Genomic DNA, 21,777 nt, shown 5'->3' with positions numbered 1-21,777 from the left:
GCCTCACCGCACCGGGGCCAGGGTCATCAGGCCGCAGCCATACGCCCTCGCCTTGCCGAGGCCCTGGGTGAGGGTGCGGCGGAAGAGAGCGAGGTCGGCGATGCGCAGGCGGCCGTCGAAGGTGACCCGGGTGAAGCGGACATCCTCTCGGGAGTGGGCGGCAGGGGGACGGCGGAACTGGAGCGGGAGCCGGTCGCGCACGATCAGCTCGTGTTCGTCCCCGTACTCGGTCAACCGGCGCTCCGGGGGTTTGCGGACCACCTCGAAGCCCGCCTTCTCCTGCCGTTCCAGCAGCCACCGCAACTGGTGCCGGGGGGTCTGGTGGGCGACCCGCTTCGTGGGGGTGCCGGGCGCGGCACCCGGTCTACGGATGTGGTGCACCGGGTTGGCCGTGAGGCGGAAGCCCCAGGTGTCCCCCTCGGCCAGGGCGTCCAGGAACTCGCTGTAGGCGAAGGACGTCCACCCGGGCGTGTCCAGGGTGGGCCAGCCGGCCTGCTCGACCAGGTGGGTGAGATCGGGGCGGGTGGGACTGACGATGAACAGGTTCGTCTCCGCCTGGTGGGCAGGGTCGACGCGCCACAGCACCCGAGGCCCCTGACCGTCCCGGGGCGGCGGGTCCGGGAATCCCATGTTCACGGCGCCGTGCATCAGGTGGGGAGAACCGAGCAGCCGGCGGGCACCCGAACGACCGGTGTTGATGCGGAATCGGGTCAGATACATCAGGTCGACCTCAGGGGAGAGTCTGCCGGAGTAGTGGGCTTCGCGGACGTCCCGGAGGTGGGAGGCCGGCCGGTGGTCTGCGCCGCGACCGTGAGTACCTCGGTCGGGTCATGGGGTGGCACGGCCCCCGACGCGGGAGCCGGCATGGGGGGTGGGGCCTGCCCCCCGCGGACTCCGCGCAGCCCGTACTGGCGGTGACGCGGATCGAAGCTCAGCGGGGTGTCGCGCAGAGAGAAGTCGGGGGTGCTGGACGGGGGGCAGTCGATGAGGAGGTCCAGCGTCTCCGGTCCGGCTGTCCCGCCCTCGCGTTCCGCTTCCCGATTCAGCCGCCGCACGTACCAGTCGGACGCCTGCCACGGTGCCTCGCGCAGGGCCATCTCCAACGAGGTGTCCTGCGGCGGCCCCATGGCGATCTGCCGCGACGGCGGGCAGGAGCGCCGGCCAAGATAAGGGAGGAAGTGGGGTTCGAGCAGGGCGTCGTGCAGCAACTGGAGCAGCGGGCGATCACCTTCCACCGCCGCGACGAACACCGCGTCCGCGAGGTAGAAGCGCTCCGACAGCGGCATGGCCTTGCCGGAATCCGCGTGGTGCGCCGTCTGGAAGTCCCGCAGCCGCGAACCCGGCTGGTCGATGCGCACGCCGAACCGCAGTGCCACCAGGTCCGACAGGTCCGCTTCCCGGGTACGGCCCTGCGCGGCGGCGAGCAGGCCGATCACGCCACTCTTCGTCGGAGCGTTCTCGGTGCCCCGGCGGGTGAAGCGGGCGGCGGACCCCCAGGACTGGAGCGGTCCGGCGAGCCGCAACAGCAGCACGCTCATGCGCCGGGCTCCAGCCGCGCCGCGACGGCGACCTCCACGTCCTTCACCAGACCCGCCAACGTCACCTCGGTACCGAGCTCGGCCAACGCCCTGGTCTCCTCGCCGATGCGGAAGACCCATGTGTGTTCGTCGTCTGACGTCCCGTACTGCTGTTCCAGGCTGATTGCGTGCTCGGCGAGCTTCGCGCAGGCGCCTCTCAGGAACCCACCCTCGTCCCCCTTGCGTACCGGCTCCTCGAAGGCGCCGACGAAGCTGACCGGCCGGCGGGTGCGCAACTTGACGACTACCGCGGCCGGAAGCGTGTGGTTTCCGAAAGTTTTGATCTTGCCTGTGGGGAGCGAGGTGATGAAGCCCTCCAGGAAGGCACCCACCGCCTTCTGCGTCGGTGTCGTGGGTGACTCGTCATTCCTCATCCCCGCGCCGAGGTTGCGGTGGAGTTCGTTGACGTCGACGGCGGCATAGCGATAGAGCGTCGCGGAGTTGAAGTCGACGGAACCGATCATCCCCGCGCCTGTTTCGCCGTCGGAATTCCGGTCGTCAACGGCCGTGAAGTAGTCAGACTCGATCTCGGAGACGTGCACGCCGATTGCGTGCGCGACCTGTGTGGCCGCCTCCACGTTGAGGTCCGCGGAGTCGGCGACCATCCGGCCGAAGAGCGCGATGTCCACCGAGTGCCGGGTGTCGACGGCCTTCCGGGCCTTCGCCTTGTTCTCCTTGTCCTTCCAGTACTTCTGCAGAGACGCTACGGAACCGTCGGCGCTGCCCTCCACGGTGAGCGCGGCCAGCGCATCGAGCTGACGCCTGCTCAGGAACATCAGATATGCGGACTCCGGCGCCACTTTTCCCTCGTCGCCGCCGTCGTCCTGGGCGGCCTTCGTCTTCCGTTTGGGCGCCTCGATCTTGCTGTTGTTGGTCGCGGTCTTCATAGTCTCGACCGCCAGCTCGATCGCGCTGGCAGGCTCCAGCGACGGATCCAGGGCGACGATGCGCTCCGCCAGTGCCTCGGCGACCCTCTTCGTCCGCACTCCCAATTCGGACGGGGGTAGCAGTTCCTCGAACGCCTTCCGCGTGGCGCGCTTCCACGCCTGACTGGAGACCCGTGCCCGCCGCACACCGCCGTACAGCGCCGATTTGGGGGTGCCTGTGTCGTCCCGGTTCAGATTGCTCGGCGGGACGGTCTGCAGGATGTGGATATCGAGGATGGTTCGCGTCACCGGGTTTCCGTTTCCTTGTCGTGTCGAAGGGGGGTGAAGGCGGCGTCAGGACGTGGTGTCCCGTTCCTCGGAATAGGCCAGATGGAACTCTCGGCCCCACTCCCGACGGACCTCCGTCCGTCTCGTCTCGGTCTGCCAGCTGACGAGCTGGTCGGCGAGAAGCCCGTAGTCCAGCGGAATCCGCGCGGTGCGCAGCAGAAGCACCATCTCCCGCAGCCGGGTGCCCAGCGACTCGAACGACGTCGCCGTGCCGATTCGCACGAAGCGCTTGCGAAGCGTCTCGTTCTGCTCGTCCTCCAGGCGGGCTCCAGAGTTCCCCGAGCCGGAGACAGGAGCCGTGAGACGCCGGACGGCGCGCCCCAGGGGCCACCCGGTTTCGCACATGCCGGCGTCCCGGATGGACTGTTGGTGCAGGGCCCAGAGGGTCACCGCGAGATGGACGGCCTGCTCCTCGGCCTGCAACTGCGTCTCGTTCAGCGGGAAGGGCGCCGTCTGCTCCTCCTGGGCCGCCTTGGCGGCCTGCTGGTCCCTGAGACGGATGAGGTCGTCCAGGCCGTCGTCGATGCCCCAGGTGGTGGGGGAGTCGTGAACGAGACGCCCCACGCTACGGCGCAGTCGGGCCACGGTCGCGACGGCGGCCGCATTGTCCGTGAGGTATCCGCCCTGAAGTCGCTTGAGACAACTGGCGGTGGCGCGCCTGGCAAGCGACCATGAGCGGCGACCGCCGGTCGGTCGGCCGGCTCCCTCGGAAGATTGCGTGCTGGTGGTCATCAGGCGCCCTCCGGTTCGTTGTCCTGATCGCTGGCCGAACCCTCCGGCCGTGGGATGGCTGCCGAGGGGAGTACCTGGTTCAGTCGCCGGCGGAACCAGAGCTCGGCGCGAGCGTCGTCGACCCAACGCTTGCCGATGCCGGGGACATCGGCGATGCGCCCCTCGGAGGCGGCCGGCCCCGCCGAGTCGAGCAGGCTTCGACTGAGTCGAATCACCCGGCGGCGGACGAGGACCTGCCATGCCCGGCGTGCCACATGAGGGTCGGAATGTGTGGCCAGCTCCGCCAACCACCTGCGGTACGGACTGTCGAGGTCCCCGTACCCCAGATCGCGGGCGGCGGCCGTGGCGGGGGCCGGGTCGGAACCTGCGGCCCGGGCCAGGTTCCCGGCGAGGTGGCCGAGGGCGGCCACGGCCTGCTCCGCGTCGTTCACGGCGTCGACGGCCGTGTCGCCGTAGAGGAGGTGCTCCTGGTGCAGCAGCACCATGGGGAACACGACGGCATCGTCCACGATCTCGTCCACGACGGACTGCTGGGTGCCGTACAGGGCGCCGACGATCCGCACGCGGATCAGCGAGCGCGGGTCGAGCTCCCCCTCCGTGGTGAGCATCGAGAACCATCTGACGATCCCGGACGGAAGGGTTTGGGGCGCCTCCCCGCCGGCTGGGTCGTCGGTCGCGGCACGGCGCGCGGGCAGGAGGGAGGCCAATCCCCGCCAGGCGGCCCGGCTCGGGTCGTGCTGCCGCGGCAGATAGACCAGGGGGCGACCCTGTTTTTTCTCCTGGGCGGGGCTGCGGCGCCATCCCGACATGGGCTCCAGCTTCCACGGCGCGTGCGGGGTGAGCGGGTCGCCATAGCCGAGGACGACGCCGGTCACCGCTCCGCCCTGGGCGTGCAGGCGGACGCGCCGGGACTGCCAGGTGTAGAGGTCGCGGAGACCACTCGGCCGGCGGGCGCCCGGTGCGTCTTCGGACGGGCCGGGCCCGAAGGGAGGACGTCGCCAGGCGGGCATGTCCACACCATCGCCCGACGCGTCGCCGGCGGCCGTGTCCACGATGCCCTCATCGAGGGCGACCAGATTCAGCAGCAGCGTCTCCCGTAGGGTGGCTCCCTCGGCGAACACCCCGCCCAGACTGCCGACGGACCCCACGCCGAGCGGGTAGACCTTCCCCGCCTTCGCGCGGTCGTCACCCGCCATCCCCGACTTGATGCCGGAGGGGTCGTAGGCGTGCGTGTGTACCAGCCAACGGGCCGCTTCCGCGTACGACAACCGGTCCACGCCCGGCCGGCGCATGGCGAAGAACGGGTCGCCGTTCGGGACGTCGGCGACGACGCGGTTGAGCGAGGCGACCTCGTCCTTCTCCGTACGCAGGTCCGCCACCTGGAAGAACGGCCGTTTCGCGTGCAGCAGGTCGAAGTGGTCGCGGTGGGTGTCGAGATAGTCGGCTACGGGGGCGAAAGGATCGCCCGACAGCCACAGTTCGCTCCACTCCTCCACGTCCGCGGGGCCGTCGAGCGCGTCGTACAGGATCGCCAGCAACAGCCGCAGCAGCGCGAATTCCTGGCTGGGGAGGTCCCCCACCAGCCGCCGTAGATCACCGGCTTGGGCGAAGACCTCGCGCAGTGAGAGCTCCTCCGTGCGGCCGTCGAGTCGCTGGACCGGCAGCCAGGGTGAGGAGACGAGATCGAAGGAAGGCGGCGGGGGAGGGGGTGGAGGCGGCAACGGACTCACGTCCTCCGCGGGGGGTGACCCGACCACGTGAGGAGTCCCGGAGGGGGTGGGGCTAATCGCCGTCCACTCACGTTTCTCGTCTCCCTCTCTTGGTGACGCCGACGATGCCGGCGGGGTCGCGGGCACGCCGGCGGAGGACACACGCAGTCCGTCGGCGCTGCTGTACCTGAGAACGAAGCCTGACAGACGGGTCTGACAATCCTCGTCCAGAACGAGCAGCAACTCCCCCGCCAGCCACGGGCATTCCTTCACCTGCCAGGCCGGCACCATGAAGCGCTCCAGCTCGGCGATGGTCCGGTCGATCACCCAGGGCTTGGCGAACTGCCACGGAAGGGTGATCGCACTCGCGGCGACGGCCTCGGCGGCGCGTCGCTCCGGTGGAAAGTCCCTGGAGAGCTCCAGCCCGCCCCGCCCGCCGTCGAGCCACGGCACGGTAGTCAACCGACCGTCCCGCAGTCGCCGCACGACCAGGACCTCCAAGCCCTCGTCACCGTCCCGCACCTGGGCGCGCCCGGCCCGGCTGTCGTCCACGTCCCCGGCCCCGGCCCCCAGCCACCCGTACACCGGCCGTCCCGCGCGGCGTACCGGTCCCAGGAGGAACGCCTCGGCTCTCTCCTGCTTCTCGGCGAGGAACCTCGTATGGTCGTCGTGGGCGGCGCGCATCGCGCCGGCCCAGTCCTCCGGTCCGACGTCACCGTCTCCGTAGGCCGCCTGTACCAGTGGGCTGATGTGGTCGGGGAGCACCAGCGGGAGCCCGTCCAGATGCGGGACCAGCACGGCGAGCGCCCGCAGGAGCGGAAACGATCGATAGACGGCGAGGGATCCACGCGCGGGGCGCGGCGGCTCCCCCTCCGCCTGCCAGTCCTCCACGCCCGTCACCAGGCAGCGGGCCCGCGACAGCCGTTCGGGCCGTGGACGCGGATGCCGATGCAGCCGCCCCATTCGTTGGAGGAGCAGATCGACGGGGGCGAGGTCGGTGACGAGGAGGTCGAAATCGATATCGAGTGACTGTTCGACTACTTGGCTGGCCACCACCACGTGTGGCCCGGTCGGCCGATCCCCGTTCCGGCCGAACCTCTCCCGTAGACGGGCGTCGTTGGCGGCCCGATCGGCGGCCAGGAACCGGGAGTGGGCGACCGTCACCGCGTCGTCCCCGAACCGCTCCCGCAGGGCGTCGGCCGCTTCCATTACCCGGTCGACGGTGTTGCGCACGACCAAGGCGCATCCACCATCGACGAGTTCGCGCTCCAACCGGTCCGCGAGCAGTGCGAGGTCGTCGTCCACCCGCTCCAGCGCGATCTCCGTGCGGCGATCGGAGGCGGCCGCGGGACCTGCCGCACGTGCCGTGGCGCCGGGCGCCACGGTCGTGATCAGTGGATAGGCGTCGTCGGATAGGTCGTCCGTCGGGGTCTCCGGCTCCGCGCAGCCCGAGTAGGCGGCGGCCAGCGCTCGCCTCCGGGCCGCCGGAAGGGTCGCGGAGAGCAGTACCACCGGTACGCGGTATGCGGCGAGCCACTCCAGTACCCGGTCCAGGTACCGGTTCATATAGGCGTCGTACGCGTGGACCTCGTCGATGACGACCACCTTGCCGGCCACGGCCAGGTGCCGCAGTGCCAGATGGCGGCTTTTGAGTCCGGCGAAGAGCACTTGGTCGATCGTTCCTACCGCGAACGAGGCGAGCAGTGTCTTCTTCCGGCCGCGCAGCCACTGGTGGGCGTGCAGCCCGGCGGGCTGGGGTCGCAGAGCCTGGAACCCGTTCACCCGCTCCGGGAGCTCCGGCTCCACGGCGGCGATGGTCCGGCGGCTCGATTGCAGCATGCCCGCCCAGAGGTCGTTGAGCGCGGACTTGGCGTGCGCCAGGGCGACGGACCGCGGGCCGTCGTGGGGCAGACGCTCCAACCAGCTCAGGAGGCGAGGGAACATCGCGTCGGTCGTCGCCCGGGTGGGCAGCGCAATCAGGCAGCCGCCGGCGCCGGTCCTGGCGGCGAGGATCTCCGCCGCGGCGAACGCCGCCTCGGTCTTGCCCTCCCCCATGGGCGCCTCGATCATCAACAGCCCGGCGGTCGGCATGGACCGAGCCATACGTACGGCCTCGGCCTGCACCGGCCTGATCTCCGCGCCCTCAGGCAGGTCGAAGCGCTCCGCGAACAGGGCCTCGGCCGACTGGTCGGGCTCGTGGGGCGCCCAGGGCCCCGGCAGGTCCAGCCCCTGCCACGCCGCCCGTAACCGCCGCGCGTCGCCGACCGGCCCGGCGGGCTGCCAGGAGTCCGGGTCGTACGGGAACAGCTCGGGAGCGCTGGCGACCCAGTCCGACAGGATGACGATCGCGGTGAGCAGCACCTGCACCGTCTGCGGCAGTCGTACCGCCCGCCAGGCCGACAACCGCTCACGCACTCCCGCGAGTTCGGCGCACCCGTCCATCAACTCGTACTGCACGCTGAGCCAGAGCGCCTCGCTCGGCCCCGGATGCCGCAACAACCGCGGCCGGAGCTGAAGGTCGTGGATCTGCTGGTGCTCCGGCGGCGTACCGTGGTGTCCCCCCGCCACCACCGCGAACTGCCCGGACGCCCGGGCGCTCATCCCGTGCCGCTCCGAAAGCCACTCCTGAAGCAGCAGTTGACCCGCGAGTCCGTGCGGCGCCAGCCGTCGATCCTGGCCGTACTCCACGGCGGAGAGCATGTCGAGGCCGGCGGCGCGCATGCGGTCGGCGAGTGCGTCTACCTGGCAGGCGAAGGCAGTTGTGGCCTTCCCCGCGTCGTGCGCACCGGCGAGGAAGACGACGAGGCGACGCGCATCCTCGTCGCCCCCGGGAAGTGCCTCGGCTATGTGAGCCTTGACCGCTTCGGGTAGCCAGCCGTCCCATAGCTTCCCGGCCACGGCCGCGCTGTCGGCCATGTGCCGCCACAGAGGCAGCCAGGCGCTGCTTGTGCGATCGCTTTTCGCCCAGGCCGTCCGGGCGGCTGGAGACAGGCGGGAAAAGGGCGGCTCGCCAGTCGGGGGTCCTGCGTGCATGGGGCTATCGGACATGCCTGTGCCCTCCCTGGGGCGCTGTATGCCGAAAGAGGAGAGGAAGCGGAGGGTGAGGTGATAAGCGGGACGGGCGTCCGGTGCCGGATCACGGACCGGCACCGGCTGCGCCCGTCAGGCGCTGAGGCCCCGCGGCCTTGGCTGCATGATTGCCAGGACGACAACCACGATCACTACCGTGCCCCATGCCCACGGCGCGGAGGAGGCGGCGGTGGGGCACGCCGCGATGAGCGACGGCAGTAGCGCGTACAGGGTTGGGGGAGGCTCTGGAGGTTGGGTGGCGCCATTCTGCGGCGATAACATGCCGTCGTTCCTCTCTGCGTTGAGGCCGTGAGGGACGAGACCGGGCCCACCTCCTCGTCGCGTGAGTGAGGTACATCGGGCCCGGTCTCTTGTGCATATGGCTGTGCGACGGTCACGCCTTCGATGCGGGTCCGCAGCGCTGTAGACGGTAGAGGCCGCGGTATCTTGATCGCAATTACCCTGTTAAAGAAGGGGAGTTAAGCGTTTCTGTTTTTAGTTCGCTAGCCGGACCGTTGCTCGTTGAGGCCGCCGAGGTCAGCCCCGCATGCGCGGGGACCAGGCAGAGCGCAGCTGTTTTTAGGGGCCACCCCCGTCGGACGGGGACTGAACGACGCCCTCATGATGCCTCACCGCCGCGGGGCGGACACCACGCTTGCCGGAACGAAGCCGCCCGGCCCGCCGTCACACCCCCCAGATCTCCCGGTACGCCTCCCGGTACCCCGGGGGGTCCCAGGTCGAGAGGCCCTTGCTGTTGGCGGCGGTGGAGATGTGGACGGGGGCTACGTAGTCGCTGGCGGGGCGGTGGGAGAAGGCGCGGTTGAACTCGTCGACGATCTGCCAGCCCTGGGCGGAGAGGGGTTCGGGGACGGTGGCGGTCTGGAACTGGGCGCTGTTGATGCGCTGGAAGGCGGAGGGGTCGCCGTCGCCGGCGCCGATGTTGTAGGGGGGATCGGCGCCCTTCTTGCGGGCGGCGCGGAAGGCCGGGGCGGCGTCGGCGAAGTAGACGTCGTTGATGGCGACGGAGTGGCTCCAGGTGCCGGGGAAGCGGGACAGCAGCGACGAGACCTCCTGCGGGGTGCGGGTGCTCGAGTCGGAGAGCGGGATGTTCTCCTCTGCGAGGAGCCGCACGCTGGAGCAGGTGGCGAGCTCCTCCTTGATGAGGTCGGACTTGTAGCGGGCGAACGGGATCGAGGCGTCCGTGAACACCACCACGCCGGCGTGGCCGTGAGAGTTCGCGATGATCCAGTCGGCGCTGATCCTGGCGACGTCCTCGACCCGGGTGGTGATGTTGCTGAACAGCTCGGGGTCCTCGCTCGGGCCGGGGGAGTCGACCGCGTGCCAGCCGACGAGCGGGATGCCGGCCGCGTTGGCCCGGGCGACCTGCTGGGAGGTCAGCTTGGGGTCGAAGCCGCCGATGACGATGCCGTCGGGGCGGAGGGCGATGGCCTGGCTGAAGGCGGCCTGGATGCCGGCGGGGGTGCCCTGGCCGTCGATGACCCTGACGTTCCAGCCGATGGCCTTCGCGGCCTCCCGGACGCCGTTGGCGGCGCCCGCGACGCCGGGGTTGGTCATGGTCTGGGCGACGAAGACCAGGTCCTTGTCGGGGACCGCGCGGGGGCCGGTGGTCGGTCCGCTCCACTCGGGGTCGGACTTCTCGGCCTGCCGTACGGCGGCCCCGGCCTCGGCGAGGGTCTCGGGGCAGCCGGGCGTGTCCGGAGCGGTGGGGGAGGAGGCGGCGCCCGTCGACGAGCCGCGTTCGCAGCCGACGAGGGCGGTGCCGGGCACGAGGGCCAGGGCCGCCGCCATCGCCAGCGCGGCGGTGCGTCTCGCGGGCGCCGGGCGTCTCACGGGGTGGCTCCCGGGGTGGCCCCGGGTACGTCGCGCAGGGCCGGGCGCGGCTCCGCTCTCCGCAGCCGCAGCTGGCGGCGCGCGGCGTAGCCGGCCAGGCCCACGGCGATGAGCAGGGTGGTGCCGTTGAACAGGGGGGTGACCCAGAACTGGGCGCCGAGCTGGCCGATGCCGGCGAGGCCGATGGCCAGGATGGTGACGGCGACGAGCGTGCCCAGGGCGTTGGCGCGGCCCGGCCGGATGGCGGTGGAGCCGAGGAGGGCCCCGACGAAGGCGGGCAGCAGGTAGTCGATGCCGACGCTGGGGTTGCCGATCCGCTGCTGTGCGGCGAGCAGCACCCCCGCGGTGCCGACCACCAGGCCGGAGCCGACGAAGGCGTAGACGATGTAGCGGCGGGAGGGGATGCCGACCAGGTCGGCGGTGCGGGAGCTGGAGCCGATGACGTACAGGTAGCGGCCCAGCGGCAGGCGCTCCAGGACCAGCCACAGCACCGCGGTGAGGGCGAGCACGTAGAAGGCGGAGACCGGAAGGCCGAGGAAGCGGGAGTCGTACAGGTCGGTGAAGCCGGTCGGCAGGCCGTCCGCGCCCGGCACGATCCGGGCCCCGCCGGTGATCCAGCCGGTGAAGGCGTACATGATGCTGCCGGTGCCCAGGGTGGCGATGAAGGAGTCGATCCGTGCGAACTCCACCACGACGCCGTTGAAGGCGCCGACGACCGCCCCGCCGACGATCACCACCAGGCAGGCCAGCGGCCAGGGCCACTTCCCGTCGACGATCAGCCACATCGTCAGGACGTGCGCCAGACCCAGGCCGTAGCCGATGGACAGGTCGAACTTGCCGGTGACGATGGGGATCATCGCGCCGAGCGCCAGCATGGCGGTGATCGACTGGTTGGACAGGATGGCGGAGATGTTGTCCAGCGTCGGGAAGGTGTCCGGCAGCGCGAGGGAGAAGGCCGCGAAGGCCAGGACGGTCAGGACCAGCAGGCCGTAGGCGCCGACGAGATGGCCGACGCGGCGGCTCGGCGGGGTGCGGGGTGGGCTGGTCGTCATGCCGGCGTCCAGGTGAGGGGCGGCATGGCCGAGGCGGTGCGGGCGAGCTCGGTGACCGTGAGGGCCTCGTCGCTCAGCTCCGCGGTCACCGTTCCGCGGACGAAGACCAGGGCCCGGTGACATACCTGAGCGACCTCCTCGAAGTCGGTGGAGATGAGCAGCACGGCGAGCCCCTCGGTCAGCGCGTTGTGGAGCAGCCGGTAGATGGCGGCCTTGGCGCCGACGTCGACGCCGGCGGTCGGCTCCTCGAGGATCAGCAGCCGTCGGCTCATCCGCAGCCACCGGCCGATCATGATCTTCTGCTGGTTTCCCCCGGAGAGCGTGGCGATCGGCACCTCGCTGTCGCGCGGTCGCACCGAGAACCGGTCGATCAGGGCGGTGGCCTCGGCGCGCTCGCGCCGGGGGCTGATCCAGCGGGCCGCGGACCGCCCGCCCGCCCGAAGGTTGGCCAGCAGGTTCTCCCGCACCGTCAGCTCGGGGGCGCAACCCTCCTCCTGACGGTTGCTGGTCACGAAGCCGACGCCGGCGTCGACGGCGTCGGCGACGCTGCCCGGCCGGTACGGGCGGCCGTCGAGCAGGGCGCGTCCGTCGAGGAGGGGCTGGGAGCCGGCCAGCGCGCGGCCCAGCTCCATGTGCCCGGCGCCGGTGAGGCCGACCATGCCGAGGATCTCCCCGGCGCGCAGCTCCAGGTCGACCGGTCCGGCGCTCTCGGTCCGTGCGCCCTCCACGCTCAGCACGACGGGGCGGGACGAGGGCTCCGGCATGGTGCTGGCGTAGGCGCTCATGGCGTGCGCGGGCAGCATCCCGCCCGGTTGGTGGCCCACGATGTCGTACACCAGTTGGGTGAATCCGTAGCCGGCGAGCGGGCCCTGGCTGATGAGGTGGCCGTCGCGCAGCACCGCGAAGGAGTCGGCCACCTTGTACACCTCGTCCAGCCGGTGGGTGACGAAGACGACGGCGTGCCCCTCGTCGCGCAGGGTGCGCAGCACCTCGAAGAGCCGGGCGCAGTCCGCGGCCGGCAGGCTGGCGGTGGGCTCGTCCAGGATGATGACGTCGGCCTGGGCGGACAGCGCGCGGGCGATGGCCACCAGGGAGCGTTCGGCGCGGGTGAGGGTGGCGACGGGGGTGTCCGGGTCCAGGTGCGCGGCGACGGTGGCCAGGGCCGCGGTGCCCTGGGCGCGGATGTCGCGCCAGGACAGCAGCCCCGCGCGGCGCGGGTAGCCGGTGCCCAGGGCGATGTTCTCGCCGACGCTCATCCAGTCCACCAGCCCCAGGTCCTGATGGATGAAGGACATCCGGCGGGAGGCCGCCTCGCTGCCGAGCGGGTGGCCGGCGACGGTCACCTCGCCCTCGTCCGCGTGGTGCACGCCCGCCAGCACCTTGATGAGGGTCGACTTTCCGGCGCCGTTGGGGCCGAGCAGGGCGAGCACGCTGCCGGGGCGGATGTCGAGGTCCACCGCGTCCAGCGCGAGCGTGCCGCCAAACCGCTTGCTGAGGCCGTGTACGCGGACGAGGGGCGCGGGGCCGTGGCCTGGGGGAGCGGGGGCGTCGGGAGCGTCATGCACGGACTTCACGGACTTCTCCGGGGGTCGGCCTCTTGGTCCTCCCCCGCACCTCCGCCATGCTAAGGCCCTTTTCCGCTTCGACGCCGCGATCTCAGATCGCGGGTATGTCGTCGAACCGGGGTCCGGCCAACGCGGGGATCCCGCCGGGCACGTCCAGGGAGCACTCGGCCCAGATCACCTTGCCGGCGGCGGTGTAGCGGGTGCCCCACGCCTGGGCGAGCTGGGCGACGAGGAACAGCCCGCGCCCGCCCTCGTCGGTCGTCGCGGCGTGGCGCAGATGCGGGGCGGTGCTGCTGCCGTCGGAGACCTCGCAGGTCAGGGTGCGGTCGTAGAGCAGGCGCACGCCGATGGGGCCGCTTCCGTAGCGGATGGCGTTGGTGACGAGCTCGCTGAGCAGCAGTTCGGTGGCGAAGGTGAGCTCATCCAGACCCCATTCGGTCAGTCGGCGGGTGACGGCGGCGCGGATCTCGGAGACGAGCGCCGGGTCGGCGGGCAGCTCCCAGGTGGCGATCCGGAGCGGATCGAGGGCGTGCGTACGGGCGACGAGGAGGGCGATGTCGTCGGTGGGGTGTTCGGGCACCACCGACTGGAGGACGGCCCGACAGGTGTCCTCGGGCGGGCGGCTGGGGTGGGCCAGCACCTGCCGCAGCTGGTCGTAGGCGGTGTCGAAGTCACGTCGGCGGTCCTCGACGAGCCCGTCCGTGTAGAGGACCAGCTGGCTGCCCTCGGGGAGGTGGAACTCGGCGGTCTCGAAGGGCAGACCGCCCAGGCCCAGCGGCGGACCGGCGGGCAGGTCGGGGAAGGTGACGGTGCCGTCGGGGCGGACCAGGGCCGGCGGCGGGTGGCCGGCCCGCGCCATGGTGCACTGCTGCGAGGTGGGGTCGTAGATGGCGTACAGACAGGTCGCGCCGATGATGCCGGTACTGGTGGGGTCCTCCTCCACTCCGCTCTCGTCCCGGTCCAGACGGCCCACCAGGTTGTCGAGGTGGGTCAGGACCTCGTCCGGGGGCAGATCCAGCTCGGCGAAGTTGTGCGCGGCGGTGCGCAGCCGGCCCATCGTGGCGGCGGCGTGCAGCCCGTGGCCGACGACGTCGCCGACGACGAGGGCGACACGGGCGCTGGAGAGGGGGATGACGTCGAACCAGTCGCCGCCGACCCCGGACTCGGCCGGCATGTAGCAGTGGGCTATCTCGACGGCGTTCTGTTCTGGGAAGCCGTGCGGCAGCAGGCTGCGCTGCAGGGCGAGCACCATGCTGTGCTCGCGGGTGTAACGGCGGGCGTTGTCGACGCAGATGGCGGCGCGGGTCGCCAGCTCCTGCGCCAGGGCGCGGTCGTCGTCCCCGAACGGGGAGGGGTCCCGGGACCGGTAGAAGCCGGCCACACCGAGGACGATGCCGCGGGCGAGGAGGGGGACCGTGATGAGGGAGTGGACGTTGTGCGCCAGCAGGCGCTGGGCGTGCGCGGGGTCCTGGAGCAGCCAGCCCGTCGCGGCCCGCAGATCGGGTTCGAGTACGGGCTGTCCGCTGGTCAGGCAGCGGATGTGGGGCGTGCTGGGGCGCAGGTCCACCCGCCCGCCGGCCGGGTAGAAGGGGCAGTCGTCACGGATGCCGTGGACGACCGTGCGGTAGAGGTCGACGCGCGGGTCGGTCGGCTCCTCGCCGCGCAGCACCGCCTCGGGGAGGTCGATGGTGACGAAGTCGGCCAGGCGGGGGACGGCCATCTCGGCGAGCTCCCGCGTCGTGCGGGTCACGTCCAGGGTGGTACCGATCCGGGTGCTGGCCTCGGACAACAGCTCCAGACGGCGCCGGGCCGCCACGGCGTACTGCCCCACCCCCGGCTCGCCCACCAGCACCAGTCCGCTGGTCGCGCCGTCGCCGACGCCCTCGCGGTCGGCGGCCTCCTCGCGGTGGGTGAGATCCGGACCGTAGGCGATGCCTTCGCCGTCCCGCGGTGTCGGGGTCCCCGCATCGCCGACGGCCCGGCCCGGCTCCGGACCGCCCGGAGTCGGCCCTCGGGACGGTGCGGCGGCGGTGAGGGTCTCGGCGGAAGGAGGCGCGGGCGTGGCGGCGACGACGGCGGCACCGATGGCGGCGGTCCGGCTCGCCGGCCTGCCCGGAAGCCCGCCGGGCAGGGTGAGGCAGGGGGAGGGGAGGCGCTGTGCCGGGGCGTGCGGCGGGCCGGGCGCGGCCTCGGACTGGACGACGGTCAGGCGTTGCCGCCGGGACGGCAGAAGTGCCTCGATGACCAGGCCCTCGACTCCGGAGGCGCTGCGCACCGGCCGGCTCAGCAGGGTGATCCGGCGGTCGCCGGGCAGCGGCACCTCGACGGCGGCGCGCTGCGCCGAGGCGATCAGCTCGGCCGCCTTCTCCTTGAGGATCATCTGGTCGCGCCAGTCCAGTCCGCTGTCGGCGAGATCGGCGGGCAGGCCGTTGCTCGCGGCCTCGCCGAGGAACACCTGGCTCCGGGCGTCGAGGTACGCCTGCAACAGCGCCCGCTCGCGCGCCGAACTCTGCTCCAGCAGCCGCCGTTCGATGGCGCCGGCGGCTCTGCGGATCACGGTGTTCAGTGCCGGGTCGATGTCGTCGTACGGATAGCCGAAGCACAGCACGCCCTCGATCCGCCCGCTGAGCAGGTCGCGCACCGGAATCGCCGAGCAGGCGTTCGACTGGGAGCGCTCGGCGAAGTGCTCGGCGCCGTAGACGTTGACCAACTGCCGCTCCGCGAGGGCCAGGCCGATGCCGTTGGTGCCGCCGAACTCCTCGGCGAACACGAAGCCGGGGACGCTCTGGATCGGGGCCAGCCGCCTCACCAGGGACGGTTCGCCGAACCTGCGTTGCAGTACGGCCCCGCGTCCGTCGGCGAGGCACACGTTCATGCTCCTGCCGGTGAACAGGGACTGCAGCCGTGCCATGACGGGCCCGGCCGCGCGCACCAGCCTTCCGTCGAGGTCCAGGTCGGCGCGGAAGGGCAACTCGCACCCCTCCGGGGTGAGCCCCAGGGACACGGAGCGCTGCCATGAGCTGATGATGGGGTCGCGCACGGCCCCCTCGACCTGGTCGAGCGCCTCACCCCGAAGGAACAGGTCGCGGGCGCGCACGGGGCCGAGCTCAGCTGCCACGAGCCCCATCCCCTTCACATCCCGCCATCGGCGTGCGCCACCATGGCCCCTCGTCCAGCGGAGAGGGTGCACCGTTCGTCCAATTTTATAACTTTGGCGACATTGCGCCATGAGTCGATCAGGGTCGCGCACGGCCGTCGGGCCGGTGACGTACGGTGACGAATGGTATTCCCGTGGTGTTCCCATGGTGGGCCTGGGTGGGCCGCGCGGGTGCGGGGCCGGTCCGCGGCCACGTCGTCACAGCATCGCGACCGGATTGACGGGTGAGCCGGTGCCGCCGGGGATGTTCAGCGGGGCCACACAGAGCAGGAACTCATAGCGCTCCGCGGCCGCGCAGGCGGCCGACACCCCCTCCAGGTCGAGGTTGTCCAGCAGGGGTACGCCCATCGCGACGACGGCGAGCGCGTGCACCGGCGAGTGCACCCCGTCGACGGGCGAGGGACGTACGTCACTGTCGCCGTCGCCGCCAAGCAGGGCGATGCCCCGCTCGGCCAGCAGCGGTACGGCGTCCACGTGGAAGCCCGCGCTCGCCGTGTCGGGGTCCCAGGGGCCCAGCTCCGTCCGGCGGCGCAGCTGGCCGGAGCGCAGCAGCACGGCGTCGCCCCCGCCGATCCGCACCCCGAGGGCCTCCTCCGCCGCGACGATGTCCGCCGCGCGCACGGCCCGGCCCGGCTCCAGCCAGGGGCGGCCGAGGACGGCGGGCAGGTCGAGCAGTACGCCCCGGGTGACCAGTGGCCCGAGGGCGGCGACGGAGCCGAAGCGGGCGCCGCCGGAATCGACCAGTTCGCCCGCCGCGCCGCCGTCGTAGAGCCGCCCCCGGTACGCGACGTGGGCCAGGGCGTCCAGATGGGTGATCGCCTTGCCGTGGTAGTCGGCGCCGACGAAGTCCTTGTGGGTGGCGGGCTCGGGCGGCTCCACGTCGCCGAGGTCGGACATGTAGTGCAGGGCGGGCCTGCGGTTGTCCGGCCCTGCCGCGGTGTCCCACGGGCGGGCCATCGGGACCACGGTCCCCGACCGGACCAGGTCGGCGGCGCGCCGTACGTGCTCCGGGGTCACCCGGTTCCAGGCGCCCCGTTCGGCGGGGTCCCAGCGCCCCCAGGTGCGGACCGACGCGAAGAGCTCGTCGAACTCCTCGCGGGAGACGGCCGGGCCGTTCGGGGGGCCGGCGGGCGGGGGAGCCGGGCTCCCGGCGGGGTCGTTGCTGCTCATGGGCTGCTCAGCGCTCCAGGGGAGTGGGCCGGTGGGCCGCCGAGGTCCGGGCGGCGCCTCATCTCCAGACGTACCCGCTCGGCGCCCCACGGGTAGACCCCCACTTGAGGCTTCTGCGCTGCTTCTCGGCCCCGACCAGCGGTGATGTCCGCGAAAGTCTCCCAGCGAAGGTGAATGAAACAATTCATGGGGGGCCGCGAGAGGCGGCCTGGACGCATGGCGTGCCGGGGAGGCGAGGACATGAGGTTCCTGCTCGAAGTCGAGATCGACGATGCGGCGGCGGAGGGGGAGGCGGCCCGCGAGCTGGGCCGGATCCTGCGGTACTGGGGCGGGAATCTGCACCACTACGCGTTGCGGCCCGGCGACGGTTCCGCCGTCTACGACTCGGCGTACCGCGAGGTGGGCCGGTGGAGCGTGGCCGCGGCCGCCGGTTCCTGACCGTCCGTTGGCGCCGCCCCCGGCGGCTTCGTACCGTCGAGACACGGCGGGAGGTGCCGTGGGTGGCGCCGGTGAGGAGGAGCGCGTGCGGTCCGAGACGGGATTCCGGGTGCGGCGCGTCTACGATCCGCCGGAGCCGGACGACGGGACGCGGGTGCTGGTCGACCGGCTCTGGCCACGCGGACTGTCCAAGGAGCGGGCCGCGGTGGACGAGTGGCCGAAGGAGCTCACCCCGTCCGGGGAGTTGCGCGGCTGGTACCACCGCAACCGCGAGGAGCACGCGGAGTTCGCCGACCGATACCGGGCCGAACTGGCCGAACCGGAGCCCGAGGCGGCGGCGCGGCACCTGCGTGAGCTGGCCCGCACCGCCACGGTCACCCTCCTCACGGCGGTGAAGGACGTGGACTCCGGCCACGTGCCGGTGCTCCTCGACCACCTGCGCGCCGGCTAACGGTCGGAGGGGGTGGGGAGCGCGGGGAGTGCTCGGAGGCGGCCGGGAGCGGCGGGCAACGGTCGGAGGCGGGCGGGGAGCGCGGATAACGGTCGAAGGCGGCCGGGAGCTGCGGATAACGGTCGGAAGCCGAGGCCGAGGCCGATGGGGCGGCGGAGGGGGCCGGGAGCGGCGGGGCGGCCCGGGCCTGACGCGCCGCCGGCGTCCCGCTGTCACCGGACCCCGGCGCCCGGCCGAACGGCCCGTTGGTTTAGCGCCCGTTGGGCCGGGAACCGATCGGGTCGCCTTCCCTTCGGCAACGGCCCACCCCACGACACCGTTGGAGGATGTGTGACCGCCGCGATCGAGCACGGCTTCGTCGAGGTCAACGGAAACACCCTGCACGTGGCCGAGCAGGGCGAGGGGCCGCTGGTCCTGCTGCTGCACGGCTTCCCCGAGAGCTGGTACTCCTGGCGCCACCAGTTCGGCCCCCTGGCGGCGGCCGGCTATCGGGTGGTGGCGCCCGACCAGCGCGGGTACGCCCGCAGCGAGCAGCCCGAGGACGTGGGCGCCTACACCCTGCCGCACCTGGTCGGTGACGTGATCGGGCTGATCCACGCGCTCGGCGAGGAGCGGGCGGTCGTCGTCGGGCACGACTGGGGCGCGCCGGTCGCCTGGACGACGGCGCTGCTCCGCCCGGACGTCGTGCGCGCCGTCGTCGGGCTCAGCGTCCCGCCGACGCCGCCCGCCTCGATGAGCCCGCCGTCGGTCACCCGGGAGGTCTACGGCGAGGGCTTCTACCAGGTCTACTTCCAGCGGCCGGGGGTGGCGGACGCGGAGTTGGCGCGGGATCTGCCGGCCACGTTCCGCCGCGTCCTGGCCAGCGGATCGGGCGACCGGCCGGGCTCCGCCGCGCCGCGGCCGTGGGTCATTCCCGACGGCGCCACCCTCATGGACACGATCCCGGAGCCGGAGCGGCTGCCCGGCTGGCTGACCGCGGCGGACATCGACGCCTTCGTGAGCGACTACGCCCGGCACGGCGACCGGGCCTTCACCGGCCCCCTCAACTGGTACCGGAACCTCCAGCGCAACAGCGAGCTGCTGACCGCCTTCCAGGGCCGGAGTATCGACGTGCCCGCGCTCTACGTGGTCGGGGACCGCGACATGGTGACCTCGCTGCGCGGCATGGACCGGCTGCTGCCGTCGCTGGGCGACCTCATGCCGCGGCTGCACCGCACCCTGATGCTCCCCGGCTGCGGCCACTGGACCCAGCAGGAGCGGCCGGACGAGGTCAACACGGCGCTGTTGCGGTTCCTCGATCGGCTGCCGGACCTGGACTGACGGACGAAGCGGCGGCCGGTGTGGGGTCGGCCGCCGGTGGCGGGCGGAAGGGGAGGCCGGGGGAGCCGGGGGCGGGCGCCGCGGGAGGCCGGGCGGAGGCCACCAGTTCGGCGGCCCGCTCGGCCGGGACGCCCGCGGACAGCAGCACCGTCTCCGCCGAGGCGGGTCCGGCCTGTGCCGCGCTCAACACGCCGCCGTTGACTGCCTCCATCAGACCGAAGAGCACCTGTTCGTGGACGTAGGCGAGGGCCGCGGCCGGGAGCGGCGAGGTGAACGCGCCCTCCCGCATGCCGCGTCGCAGCAGGTCCGTGCACTCCTTGCGGGCCGGGGCGAGGCTGGCGCGGATGCCCTCGACCGTGACGCTGCGCTGGGCGAGGGAGACCAGCAGGCGGTAGGGCTCGACGATCTCCCACACGGCGAGGGTGGCCCGGGCGAGCGCCGCGGCCGGGTCGGACACCCCCGCACGGCCCGCCGCGTGCGCGGCGGCGACGGCCTCGCCGACCCCGTCCACGATCTCCGCGATCAGCGCGTCGCGATTGGGGAAGTGCCCGTACACCGTCCGGCGCACCACGCCGGCGGCGCGGGCGATCTGGTCCATCGAGGCGTCCGGGTCGCGCACCAGCTCGGTGAGCGCGACCTCCAGGATGCGGCGGCGGTTGGCGTCGGCTCTTCCGGAACTCACGGAGCCATTTTGCACAGCGCTGCGCAATCCCGTAAATTGCACAGGGCCGTGCAATTACACAGTCGTGTGCAATCTCCTGAGAGGGTGCGACGCAATGCCGCTGTGGGTGAACAAGCCGGTCGACGAGACGACGGGGCCATACCCCCGGCGCTGGTGGGCGCTGGCCGTCCTGTGTCTCAGCCTCCTGGTCGCGGTCATGGCGAACACCGCCCTGACGGTCGCCGCCCCCGACATGACCACCGACCTGGGCCTGTCCAGCTCCGACCTCCAGTGGGTGATCGACGGCTACACCGTCCCGTACGCCGCGCTGATGCTGCTGTTCGGGGCGATCGGCGACAAGTACAGCCGCCGCGGCGCGCTCGTCCTCGGGCTGCTCGTCTTCGGCGGCGGCTCGATAGCCGGCTCACTGGTCGACAGCGCCGAGGGCGTCATCGCGGCCCGCGCGGTGATGGGGGTCGGCGCCGCGATGATCATGCCCGCGACCCTCTCCCTGCTCACCGCGACCTTCCCGCGCGAGGAGCGGGCCAAGGCGATCATCATGTGGAACGGAACGGCGGGCATCGCCATCGCCGCCGGGCCGCTGATCGCGGGAGTGCTGCTTCAGGACAACGGCTGGGCCTCGACCTTCCTGATCAACATCCCGGTCGTGCTGCTCACCATCGTCGGCGCCTTCGTGCTCATCCCGCCGTCCAAGGCGGTGGACCGCGACCGCGTCGACTACGTCGGCGGACTGCTCTCGGTGCTGTGGATCGGCGCCCTCGTCTACATGATCATTCAGGGCCCGCACTTCGGCTGGGACGCGAAGGCGATCACCGCCGCCGTCGTCGCGGGCGTCGGCTGCGCGCTGTTCGTCCTGTGGGAGCTGCGCCACCCGCGCCCCGTGCTGGACGTGCGGAAGTTCGGCCGACGGCGGTTCGCCGGGGCCAATCTGGCGGTCGCCCTCTTCTTCATCGCGGTCTTCGGCGCCTTCTACTTCCTCACCCAGCACCTCCAGTTCGTGCTGGGCTACACCCCCCTGGAGACCGGCGTCCGGATGCTGCCGCTGGCCGGAGCGGTCTTCGTCGGCTCCGCGCTCACCGGCGTGCTCACCCCGCGCCTGGGCATGAAGGTCACCGTCATGGCGGGCATGCTGGGCGGCACCGCGGCGATGCTCCTGCTGGCGCGGGTGGACGAGGGGTCGACCTACGGGGATCTGGCCCTCCCGCTGGCCATCCTCGGACTGGCCATCGGACTGTCCGTGTCGCCCTGCACCGACGTGATCATGGGTTCCTTCCCCGAGTCCGGACTGGGCGTCGGCGGCGCGGTCAACGACACCTCGCTGGAGCTGGGCGGCTCGCTCGGCATCGCCATCCTCGGCTCGGTGCTGGCCGACTCCTACTCCTCCCACCTGGAGGACGCGGTCGCCCCGGGCCTTCCGCCCGCGGCGCTGAGCGCCGCTCAGGACTCGGTCGGCGCGGGCCTGGTGGTCGCTCAGAAGGTCGGCGAGCAGGCCGGACCCGAGCAGGCCCAGGCCATGCTCGACGCCGTGCACGGCGCCTTCTCCGACGCCGTCGCGCAGACCAGCCTGGTCGGGGCGGTGATCCTGGCCGTCGGCACCGTGGTGGTGGCGACCCTCCTGCCGCGCCGCACGCCGGCCTCCCCGGCGGAGCCCGCCCCGGAGCGGGATCTGGCGCACGTGGACCGATGACCGTGGCCGGCGGCGACGGGGAGGCGCGATAGCGGCGGCCGCCGTCGCGGCTTAGGGTCGTGGCAGGGGCGGGAGACAGGCCGTCGTCTGGCTGGGGTGAGTG

Annotated in this window: 14 protein-coding genes and 1 pseudogene; 4 read left to right on the top strand and 11 right to left on the bottom strand. The window is 72.1% G+C overall.

Annotation, left to right across the window (positions count from 1 at the left end; translation table 11 throughout):
• Positions 1-3 precede the first annotated feature (3 nt).
• From cas6e to CD790_RS16880, 10 genes are all read right to left on the bottom strand, one after another.
• Complete coding sequence (gene cas6e / locus CD790_RS16925) at positions 4-720, bottom strand: type I-E CRISPR-associated protein Cas6/Cse3/CasE (RefSeq protein WP_144384054.1); 717 nt, start codon at positions 718-720, stop codon at positions 4-6.
• Positions 720-1,538, bottom strand: a complete 819-nt coding sequence (gene cas5e / locus CD790_RS16920) for a type I-E CRISPR-associated protein Cas5/CasD (RefSeq protein ID WP_144384053.1) — start codon at positions 1,536-1,538, stop codon at positions 720-722. Before cas5e ends, cas6e begins: the two co-directional genes overlap by 1 nt.
• Complete coding sequence (gene cas7e / locus CD790_RS16915) at positions 1,535-2,752, bottom strand: type I-E CRISPR-associated protein Cas7/Cse4/CasC (RefSeq protein ID WP_144384052.1); 1,218 nt, start codon at positions 2,750-2,752, stop codon at positions 1,535-1,537. The genes cas5e and cas7e overlap by 4 nt, the downstream gene beginning before the upstream one ends.
• A 45-nt stretch (positions 2,753-2,797) precedes the next feature.
• Positions 2,798-3,523, bottom strand: coding sequence for a type I-E CRISPR-associated protein Cse2/CasB (gene casB / locus CD790_RS16910; protein ID WP_144384051.1), 726 nt, complete (start codon positions 3,521-3,523; stop codon positions 2,798-2,800).
• On the bottom strand, positions 3,523-8,265 hold the full coding sequence (gene casA, locus CD790_RS16905; RefSeq protein WP_399217665.1) for a type I-E CRISPR-associated protein Cse1/CasA: 4,743 nt from the start codon (positions 8,263-8,265) through the stop codon (positions 3,523-3,525). Before casA ends, casB begins: the two co-directional genes overlap by 1 nt.
• Before the next feature lie 720 nt (positions 8,266-8,985).
• Positions 8,986-10,110, bottom strand: coding sequence for a substrate-binding domain-containing protein (locus CD790_RS16900; RefSeq protein WP_144384123.1), 1,125 nt, complete (start codon positions 10,108-10,110; stop codon positions 8,986-8,988).
• A 38-nt stretch (positions 10,111-10,148) separates the two neighbouring features.
• The gene (locus CD790_RS16895; RefSeq protein WP_144384049.1) at positions 10,149-11,204 is read right to left on the bottom strand and encodes an ABC transporter permease; all 1,056 of its coding nucleotides are present in this window, start codon (positions 11,202-11,204) and stop codon (positions 10,149-10,151) included.
• Complete coding sequence (locus CD790_RS16890) at positions 11,201-12,769, bottom strand: sugar ABC transporter ATP-binding protein (RefSeq protein ID WP_144384122.1); 1,569 nt, start codon at positions 12,767-12,769, stop codon at positions 11,201-11,203. Before CD790_RS16890 ends, CD790_RS16895 begins: the two co-directional genes overlap by 4 nt.
• Positions 12,770-12,860: 91 nt before the next feature.
• Positions 12,861-15,896: a SpoIIE family protein phosphatase gene (locus CD790_RS16885; RefSeq protein WP_144384048.1), complete on the bottom strand. Its 3,036-nt coding sequence runs from the start codon at positions 15,894-15,896 to the stop codon at positions 12,861-12,863.
• Between the two features lie 228 nt (positions 15,897-16,124).
• Complete coding sequence (locus CD790_RS16880) at positions 16,125-17,096, bottom strand: cyclase family protein (RefSeq protein ID WP_144384047.1); 972 nt, start codon at positions 17,094-17,096, stop codon at positions 16,125-16,127.
• Between the two features lie 240 nt (positions 17,097-17,336).
• On the opposite strand from CD790_RS16880, the gene CD790_RS16875 reads away from it, so the two are divergent.
• The 3 genes from CD790_RS16875 (at position 17,337) to CD790_RS16865 (ending at position 19,305) form a co-directional block, all read left to right on the top strand.
• Positions 17,337-17,534, top strand: a complete 198-nt coding sequence (locus CD790_RS16875; RefSeq protein WP_144384046.1) for a hypothetical protein — start codon at positions 17,337-17,339, stop codon at positions 17,532-17,534.
• 85 nt (positions 17,535-17,619) lie between these two features.
• Positions 17,620-17,985: a DUF488 domain-containing protein gene (locus CD790_RS16870; RefSeq protein ID WP_144384045.1), complete on the top strand. Its 366-nt coding sequence runs from the start codon at positions 17,620-17,622 to the stop codon at positions 17,983-17,985.
• Between the two features lie 330 nt (positions 17,986-18,315).
• Complete coding sequence (locus CD790_RS16865; RefSeq protein WP_222108256.1) at positions 18,316-19,305, top strand: alpha/beta fold hydrolase; 990 nt, start codon at positions 18,316-18,318, stop codon at positions 19,303-19,305.
• Positions 19,306-19,402: 97 nt separating this feature from the next.
• Here CD790_RS16865 and CD790_RS16860 read toward each other — a convergent pair.
• Positions 19,403-20,002 (bottom strand): annotated as a pseudogene (locus CD790_RS16860) (TetR/AcrR family transcriptional regulator); the annotation flags it as partial.
• Positions 20,003-20,081: 79 nt separating this feature from the next.
• Here CD790_RS16860 and CD790_RS16855 point away from each other — a divergent pair.
• The gene (locus CD790_RS16855; RefSeq protein ID WP_144384043.1) at positions 20,082-21,674 is read left to right on the top strand and encodes an MFS transporter; all 1,593 of its coding nucleotides are present in this window, start codon (positions 20,082-20,084) and stop codon (positions 21,672-21,674) included.
• Positions 21,675-21,777: the final 103 nt, after the last annotated feature.

Source organism: Streptomyces sp. SAJ15 (genome assembly GCF_007595705.1).
Taxonomy (GTDB): Bacteria; Actinomycetota; Actinomycetes; order Streptomycetales; family Streptomycetaceae; genus Streptomyces.
This window is presented reverse-complemented; position numbering and strand designations above follow the sequence as displayed.

Coding starts and splice junctions, on each gene's coding strand:
- cas6e (WP_144384054.1), bottom strand. CDS start 720: ATGTATCTGACCCGATTCCGCATCAACACCGGTCGTTCGGGTGCCCGC.
- cas5e (WP_144384053.1), bottom strand. CDS start 1,538: ATGAGCGTGCTGCTGTTGCGGCTCGCCGGACCGCTCCAGTCCTGGGGG.
- casB (WP_144384051.1), bottom strand. CDS start 3,523: ATGACCACCAGCACGCAATCTTCCGAGGGAGCCGGCCGACCGACCGGC.
- casA (WP_399217665.1), bottom strand. CDS start 8,265: ATGCACGCAGGACCCCCGACTGGCGAGCCGCCCTTTTCCCGCCTGTCT.
- CD790_RS16900 (WP_144384123.1), bottom strand. CDS start 10,110: ATGGCGGCGGCCCTGGCCCTCGTGCCCGGCACCGCCCTCGTCGGCTGC.
- CD790_RS16895 (WP_144384049.1), bottom strand. CDS start 11,204: ATGACGACCAGCCCACCCCGCACCCCGCCGAGCCGCCGCGTCGGCCAT.
- CD790_RS16885 (WP_144384048.1), bottom strand. CDS start 15,896: ATGGGGCTCGTGGCAGCTGAGCTCGGCCCCGTGCGCGCCCGCGACCTG.
- CD790_RS16880 (WP_144384047.1), bottom strand. CDS start 17,096: ATGAGCAGCAACGACCCCGCCGGGAGCCCGGCTCCCCCGCCCGCCGGC.
- CD790_RS16875 (WP_144384046.1), top strand. CDS start 17,337: ATGAGGTTCCTGCTCGAAGTCGAGATCGACGATGCGGCGGCGGAGGGG.
- CD790_RS16855 (WP_144384043.1), top strand. CDS start 20,082: ATGCCGCTGTGGGTGAACAAGCCGGTCGACGAGACGACGGGGCCATAC.